This window comes from Bacteroides sp., assembly GCF_029057325.1.
GTDB lineage: Bacteria > Bacteroidota > Bacteroidia > Bacteroidales > Bacteroidaceae > Bacteroides.
The window spans coordinates 21,641-29,799 of sequence record NZ_JAICZW010000143.1; the positions used below are offsets into that span (position 1 = coordinate 21,641).

An 8,159-nucleotide genomic window follows, 5' to 3' on the forward strand; every position below is an offset into this window, starting at 1 on the left:
GCCGTGTGGCTTAGATATCCTCAGAAAAGATAGCTGTATCGCTCTTTCAAGAAGCTTTTGATACGTTTCAAGGCTTTGGTGATTTGTGCCTCTACGGTTTTTATGGAAATATCCATTTCATCGGCTATCTCCTGATTGGTATATTCTTTTTCGCGGCTGAGCAGAAAGACCTGTCGGCATTTGTCGGGCAGGGTGCAGATGGCTTCCTGAATCAGGTGGTTCAGCTCTTCGGCTTCGAGGGATGAGGTGGCCTCACCGCAAGAAACGTCGCCTGCGAAGTCCAGCGGGAGGGTTTGTTTACGGTCGCGCAGAAAGTTCAGGCAGCGGTTGCGTGCCGCTTGAAACAGATAAGCTTTTAAAGACAGGGTCAGGTTGATTTGGCTGCTATGTTCCCATAGGTACATGAAAATATCAAGAACGAGTTCTTCTCCTTCTTGTGTGCTGTCCAAGTATAGATGAACGTATCGGCAGAGTGGTACAAAATAGCTGTCGAACAAGTATTTAAAGGCCCGTTCATCTTTGGATTGTATGAGCTTTAAAAGTAAAATGTCATCCGTAACCATCTTGATATTATGAATAATAATAGCAGGAACTATCAGCAGATGCAGGGGGGCACAGGATGCTGCTCAGGCAACCGGAAAAGGGTTTCTGCAAGTGAAGACTTCTTGACTTGATAGTTATTTTCGAATATGGCAAACTTCATCGCTTGTTCTGTTGGTTTGCAAAGATGCTATTTTTTTCTCAGAATGTTGTCAAAATATCACTATTATTTGCATTCTTTCCCACGGATTTTTGCAGATTTTGTATTTGCTGGAGATTATCCAAAAAACTTGTTGTTGCTTGTATAATGATAGATTTTAGGCACGGAATTACGCGGATTTCACGGATGAATCAAGAAGAAAACCGTGTAAAACCGTGAAATCCGTGCCTAAAAGAAAGCATAACGAAAGTATCCATCCTCTCTCCCCTCCCTACGGGGGAGGGGTCGGGGGAGAGGCTCCTTATTTCGTGAACAGCAGCTCCCTATACTTCGGCAGCGGCCATATCTCGTCATCGATTTCCATCTCAAGATGGTCGATGTGGTCGCGGATGCTTTCCAGGTAAGGGCGTACCGTTTCTTCGTAGGCGAAGGCCTTGTCCTTATAGTTATCTTTGTGGTTGGCTATCCGGCGGGCTTCGGTCATTTCGCGCACTTGCACCTTGATGGCGGTGACACGTTTGGATATCTCGCGCACCAGCTCCTTGCGGTCGGCGCTGAGCGTTTCATACTCTTCGGGAGAGAACGTCTCGCGCAGTCCGCGCAGATTCTCCAGCAGGCGGTTCTGGTAGATGACGGCGGTCGGCACGATGTGATTGATGGCGAGGTCGCCCAGTACGCGGCTCTCTATCTGCACCTTCATGGTATATTTCTCCAGTTCCACTTCCAGGCGGCAGGCCAGTTCGGTCTCGTTGAAGACCCGTTCGCCGATGAGGACGGAGCGCGACTGGTCGTCCATATAGTGCGTCAGGGCTTCGGGAACGTGGCAGATGTTAGTCAGTCCCCGGCGGGCGGCTTCCTGCTTCCACTGTTCGGAGTAGCCGTCGCCCTCGAAGCGGATGGGTTCGGAGGCGATGATGGTCTCTTTCAGGATGCGGAAGATGGCTTCGTCCTTGCCTACGCCCTCTTCCATCAGTTTGTCGATGGAGACCTTGAATTCGTTCAGTTGGTTGGCCATGGCGGCGTTGATGGCGATCATGGCGGCGGCGCAGTTGGCGGAGGAGCCGGCGGCACGGAACTCAAAGCGGTTACCGGTGAAGGCGAAGGGCGACGTGCGGTTGCGGTCGGTGGTATCCAGCAAGATTTCAGGAATACGTCCGATGCCCAGCTTCAGGGTTGTCTTCTCTTCCGATGTCATTTTGCTGCTGCTTATCTGGCGCGCTATCTCGTCGAGGATGGAAGAGAGCTGTTTGCCCAAGAAGATAGAGAGGATGGCGGGCGGAGCTTCGTTGGCACCCAGACGGTGGCTGTTTCCGGCGCTCATGATGGAGGCACGCAGCAGGTTCTGGTTCTTATAGACCATCATCAGCACGTTCACCAGGAAGGTGAGGAACAGCATGTTCCCTTTCGGATTCTTGCCCGGGGCAAAGAGGTTGACGCCCGTATCGGTGCAGAGCGACCAGTTGTTGTGCTTGCCCGATCCGTTCACGCCGTTGTAGGGCTTCTCGTGCAGCAGCACGGCGAAGTGGTGCTTGCGGGCGATGCGTTTCATCAGGTCCATCACCAGTTGGTTGTGGTCGTTGGCCAGGTTGGCGTTCTCGAAGATGGGTGCCAGCTCAAACTGGTTGGGGGCCACTTCGTTGTGGCGTGTCTTGACCGGAATGCCCAGCTTGTGGCATTCAATCTCCAGCTCTTTCATGAAGGCGGTGACGCGCGGCGGGATGGAGCCGAAGTAGTGGTCTTCCAGCTGTTGGTCTTTGGCGGAGGAGTGTCCCATCAGGGTGCGTCCGGTCAGGCAGAGGTCGGGCCGGGCGTTGTAGAGTGCCGAGTCAACAAGGAAGTATTCCTGTTCCCATCCTAAGTTGGTATAGACGCGCGTGATGTTCTTGTCGAACAGCTGGCACACGTCTGTCGCGGCCTTATCCACGGCAGCCAGTGCCTTGAGCAGCGGGGTCTTGTAGTCGAGCGCTTCGCCGGTGTAGGAGATGAAGATGGTGGGAATACAGAGCGTGGTGTCCACGACAAAAGCAGGCGAGGAGACATCCCATGCCGTATAGCCGCGTGCCTCGAAGGTGTTGCGGATGCCGCCGTTGGGGAAGGAGGAGGCGTCCGGCTCCTGCTGGATGAGCAGTTTGCCTGAGAAGCGTTCAATCACTTCCGTGCCTTCGCCGAATTCGATGAAGCCGTCATGCTTTTCGGCGGTTCCGTCCGTCAGCGGCTGGAACCAGTGCGTGTAGTGGGTGACGTTGAGTGATTTGGCCCAACTCTTCATGCCGTTGGCTATCAGGTCTGCCATTTCGCGGTTGATGGGGATGCCCTTTTCGATGGCGTTGGTCACCGCCTTATAGGCTTCGCGGGGCAGGTACTCCTGCATCTTCTTGCGGTCGAAGACATGGCTGCCGTAGTAGTCGGACAGTTTGTTTGAAGGAGGAGTCACTTCAAGAGGTTGCCTGTTGGCAAGTTCTTGCAAAGCAAAAAAACGCATTTTTGACATATTGGTCTTTCCTTTTATTGGTTGTTGGGCGCAAAAATACATGTTTTTTCAGAACTACCCCCTCTTTTTAGGGGGTATTCTTCCAGAAAAGTGGTGTTTTTTTAGAGAAGTACCCCTAAAATGGGGATTCCTTCTTAGAAAAATGCTTTTTTAGGAAAATGTCACGGGGAGGTTTCTAACTCCTAAGCCGGCTTGTCGGCTGATAACTCCTTTTAACTCCCGATAACTCTTAAGAACAGAAATATTCGCAGGATATTTCTGTTCTACTATAAAAGAATCCTTATATTTGTCGTTGTTCAAAATAGATTTGCCGTTGAAGCGTTCGTTATTTATAGGGTTGCTGGTTTGCCTTCTGCTTCCTATCACCCGGGAGGCGGCGGCCGGTCGTGTCTTTTATCCGAAGGACAAGTATGCGAGTGTGGCAGATTCCATTATGGAGAAGGTCATCTTTTTCGCACCTTTCTATGAACGCATTGTGGAGAGTTATAAGGCGGAACTTTATATCAAGGGGCGGGTGCATATCCATAAGAAGAACCATTTACTTCGTTATATCCCTTCCATGTTTCGTCCCCAAAAAGGAGTGGATGAGTATATGATGGAAACCTACAACGACTTGCACTTCACCGCCCCCAACATCTACGACCAGAAAGTGAAGGCAAGTGTCGGCACCGCTTCCGAATTTTGGGAGATGGACGGGCGTTTGCCCGAGTATTTTCACGTTAATATCTACTCTTCCACCTTGTTATACGATAAATTGCTCTCTCCTTTGGCTTCCAACGCGAAGAAGTTCTACACCTATCGGCTCGATACGGTGATGGGGGAGAGCCACAACCTCCGGTATAAGATACGCTTTATCCCCAAAAGCAAGAGCTTCCAATTGGTGGGCGGCTATCTGATTGTCAGCGACCATGTGTGGAGCGTGCGTGAGATGCGTTTTTCGGGTCGCAATGAGATGGTTCGGTTCAATAATCTGGTGAAGATGGGTGACGTGGGAAGTTTGGATGAGTTCCTTCCGCAACGATACTATATGGAGGCTGTTTTCCGTTTTTTGGGCAATGTGGTGGATGGCAGCTATGAGGCGGTGCTCGATTATAAAGACATCATCCAGTCACGGCCCGACCACACGCGGAAAGCTTCGGCAAAAAGCAAGTATGATTTGTCCGACTCATATACGTTGCGTGCCGATACGAATGCCTTTCAGCGCGATATCGCCTATTTCAACACGTTGCGCCCCATCCCGTTGACTCCGCACGAAGACACGTTGTATCAAGATTATTTCTTGCGTCGCGACACGCTGGCCCGACAGAAGAAGGCGAAAAGCAAAAGCCAGGAGTTTTGGGGGCAGATTGGCGATGCGTTGGTCAGCCGTTATACGCTGAACCTCGACAAGTTGGGCAGTGTGCGTTGCTCGCCGTTGATCAATCCGTTCTTGTTGAGCTATAGCGGCAAGCGTGGCTTCTCTTATCGGCAGGAGTTCAAGTACAGCCGTTTTTACAGGGGCGACAGGCTTTTGCGCATAGTTCCCCGGGTGGGCTACAACTTCAAGGACAAGGAGTTCTATTGGCGGGTGAGGTCCGACTTCGGCTATTGGCCCCGCAAACGGGCGGCGTTGCATCTGGAGTTTGGTAACGGCAACCGCATTTACAGCAGCAGGATATTGGACGATTTGAAGGCCATCCCCGACAGCCTTTTCGACTTCAACCAGATACACCTGGACTACTTCAAGGATTTGTATCTGAATCTCCGTCACAGTTGGGAGATTGTCAACGGACTGACGTTGGACGTCGGAGTGTCTATGCACAGGCGTACGGAAGTGAACCGTTCCAAATTTGTGCTGAATGACCCCACTATACCGCCGGTGACGACTGTCGGTCCCGGCATTCCTTCGTTTTTCCCTGATTTCGATCCGGGAATCTTGAATAAGTTCCGCCCTGTTTACAATAGTTTCGCTCCCCGCATCCGCCTTTCCTGGACTCCGGGGCAGTATTATTATATGAATGGCGACCGTAAGGTCAATCTTCATTCCAAATATCCTACCGTTTCGGTGGATTGGGAGCGGGGTGTCAAAGGAATGTTTCGCAATAGCAACTCGTATGAGCGCATCGAGGTGGATTTGCAGCAGCGGATTTCTTTGGGATTGATGTGCGGCCTCTATTGGCGTTTGGGATGGGGCGAGTTCACCAAGCAGAAAGAGCTTTACTTTGTAGATTTTGCCAATCTGCGGCGCTCCAATCTTCCGTTGGGCTGGAGTGACGACATCGGAGGGGTGTTCCAGCTGCTCGACGGTCGTTGGTACAACTCTTCCCGGAAATACCTTCGTGGTCATGTCACGTACGAAGCCCCCTTTCTGCTGCTTCGTCATCTGATGAAATACACACAATATGTGCTGAACGAGCGTTTGTATCTGAATGCGCTCGTTGTGCCTCATTTGAAGCCCTATATAGAGGCAGGCTATGGCATTGGTACGCACATCTTCGATTTCGGTCTGTTTGTCAGCTTCGCCAATTGGAAATATCAGGAGTTGGGCTGTAAGTTCACATTCGAATTGTTCAACCGTTGAACAAGGCACTCTTTTCCCCCTCCAGGCTGTCCGCGAACTTCTGTTATGCTTTCTTTCAGGCACGGATTCCACGGATTTACACGGTTTTCTTCTTTAACTGAACCGTGTAAATCCGTGGAATCCGTGCCTGAAATCATAAAAAAAATGTAATCGCCAACAAGGTTTTCGGACAGCCTTCCCCGAAAAAATGTTTGGAAACTTTTTGTGGTGCTTTCTTTTCTAAGCCGACTTGTCGGCTGATAACTTCTTTAATTTCCTTAAATAAAAGTCGTTGGCACTGAAATATTTATTTTGATGGAAATGTTCTTGTTTCGTGGAATTTACGTATTTTTGTGTATCTATTGTGAGTCTTATATGATAAGGTTGGACAAATTAAAGAATTATATAAAGGTATCTTTTTAATAATGAAAGCAATAAATAATTGGGCAATAAGGAATAAACACTATTTTTTATCTATATCATGGCTGATTTTAATAGTGTTGTTTACATATACTCCATTAGTACATCATGTTTTGAAGATTAATGATGTTCCATTTGTAGATGAGTATTGTAACAATCAGTAGTGTGGTATTTCATTGCTTGTCAATTTGGGATTGTTATTAATGGTGGTATTTGATTATATTGGTGCAGGTAAACATTCAACAACAAAATTATTATTACTTGTTCTATGTGCAGTATTTGTTGTGTTTGGAATTTATTTGCATACAGGAGCATTTGTGGCAGAAGAATTATCTCAGTATATTTGCCCGATAAGTAATGATAACTTTTCATTGTTCTTGCATGTTTTCTTCTTATTCATATTATTTTATTATATAAAAGTGGAATCTATGGAGGAGCAAAAAGCAGAAACTATAGTTATACAAGAAGAATATTAATGAATATGGAAACTGTTTATTTTTTAATTATACTGCTTGCTGTTGTTGTAATATACGCATACTTCAACATTATATCTGGAAAACAGGAGTTTGTTCAATGTGTTGAAGCGGGCCCTACATTGGCAATAAATGCTAAGAGGTTGAAGGAACTTTCTTTCTATGATAGACATCGAACTATACAAAAATCCGATGGACAAGAAATTGACACATCTGGAATGATACGGATTGTTGTAAAAGGAAATTGTATGAGGCCTAAAAATATTGAATCTGGCGCACAACTTTTGGTTAAGAAAATAAATGAAAAGGAATCTATATGCAACCAGATTAAGAAAGGAGACATCCTGTTGATTTATTTATCGGATAATGATATTTATAAAATACGAGTATTTGATAGGTATGAAGGGGAAGACTTAGTTACCTATCGTTATGATGATAATGGAAGAAGACAAGATTCATCTCGAAATCATAAAGAATCAAGTATTATAGGTATCGTAAAATATAGATTATAACTATATATAATTCAAAGAGGAAGCCGAAAAAGAAGCACCCCAAAAAGTTCTATCCAACTTTGGGGTGCTTCTTTTTTTAACCTTTGTATTTAAACAGATGACTGCAGATTTTATCTGACTGATTTACAGAAAAGAATAATCTGTGCTTATCTGTTTAATCAGTGTTATTTGTATGCCATGATGAATTTGCCAAACCTTAGCATCGTGGTGGTTTCAGCTATATCAAAGCGGTTTCGGCTGCACCAAGGTACAGCCCTACAATGATAATGAATACACTATACATCTCACGATAAGTAAAATGCTAATCAGCTGATATATAAGGTGATATCCTGTCTTTTTAACGTACGTTTAATGAACACCAGTTTCAAGCTTTTACAAAGTGCGCTCAAAAAGCTAAAAACAAGAAGATTTTAACTGATTTACACATATCTCATATACTGCTGATATTCGGCATTATACACTTATCACCATTCCTCATTAGAAACATTTTTTTATCAAACATTTTGCCATTACAAAAAACGTATTTATATTTGCGTTCATTAAACGTACGATTAAAAAACACTTTTTTATTTCTAATACGTTCGTTTATAGTTTCTTACCCTAAGGTAATGAACAGTTACAGAGAATCAGTGGACAAGAGGGGCATAAAGCTTGTAGTATTTCATATAGAATGCCCGCAAGTGATTGGATTACAGTTATATACTGAGAGTTCAAAGCCCCGAAGGAACGCCCTTTCCTATAGATTCCCCATTCATAAAAAGGCAGATGGGAGCGCCTTATACACTCGTTGGCTTGTTCACCGCAAGGAGGTGTGTCAAAACGAAAAGGAACCGACATAATAGATTTTAGGCACAGATTAACGGATTTTACGGATTAGTCAAGAAGAAAACCGTGTAAATCCGTGTAATCCGTGTCTAAAAGAAATAATAAATCTGAAATCATAAATCATAAATCTCCCCATGTCCCTTTTAGAAGACTCCCTCGCCCTCCAGCGTGCCGCACACGAACTGATGTGTTTGGGCAT

5 protein-coding genes are annotated in these 8,159 nt (G+C 46.1%); 3 read left to right on the plus strand and 2 right to left on the minus strand.

The features are described from left to right. Window positions 1-20: 20 nt before the first annotated feature. Together K2G43_RS08970 and K2G43_RS08975 are read right to left on the minus strand one after the other, a co-directional pair. Window positions 21-563 (minus strand): RNA polymerase sigma-70 factor, encoded by a 543-nt coding sequence (locus K2G43_RS08970; protein WP_300154365.1) that lies wholly within the window; start codon window positions 561-563, stop codon window positions 21-23. A 438-nt stretch (window positions 564-1,001) separates the two neighbouring features. Further along, window positions 1,002-3,191: a glutamine synthetase III gene (locus K2G43_RS08975; RefSeq protein WP_297642256.1), complete on the minus strand. Its 2,190-nt coding sequence runs from the start codon at window positions 3,189-3,191 to the stop codon at window positions 1,002-1,004. A gap of 313 nt (window positions 3,192-3,504) precedes the next feature. Between K2G43_RS08975 and K2G43_RS08980 the strand changes: the two genes are divergently transcribed. The 3 genes from K2G43_RS08980 (at window position 3,505) to K2G43_RS08990 (ending at window position 7,135) form a co-directional block, all read left to right on the plus strand. Continuing rightward, window positions 3,505-5,751, plus strand: coding sequence for a DUF5686 family protein (locus tag K2G43_RS08980; protein WP_297642255.1), 2,247 nt, complete (start codon window positions 3,505-3,507; stop codon window positions 5,749-5,751). Between the two features lie 587 nt (window positions 5,752-6,338). Beyond that, complete coding sequence (locus K2G43_RS08985; protein WP_300154369.1) at window positions 6,339-6,626, plus strand: hypothetical protein; 288 nt, start codon at window positions 6,339-6,341, stop codon at window positions 6,624-6,626. A 5-nt stretch (window positions 6,627-6,631) separates the two neighbouring features. Beyond that, window positions 6,632-7,135 carry a hypothetical protein gene (locus K2G43_RS08990; protein WP_300154372.1) on the plus strand — a complete coding sequence of 168 codons (504 nt, stop codon included), beginning with the start codon at window positions 6,632-6,634 and terminating at the stop codon, window positions 7,133-7,135. The last annotated feature ends 1,024 nt before the right edge of the window (window positions 7,136-8,159 follow it).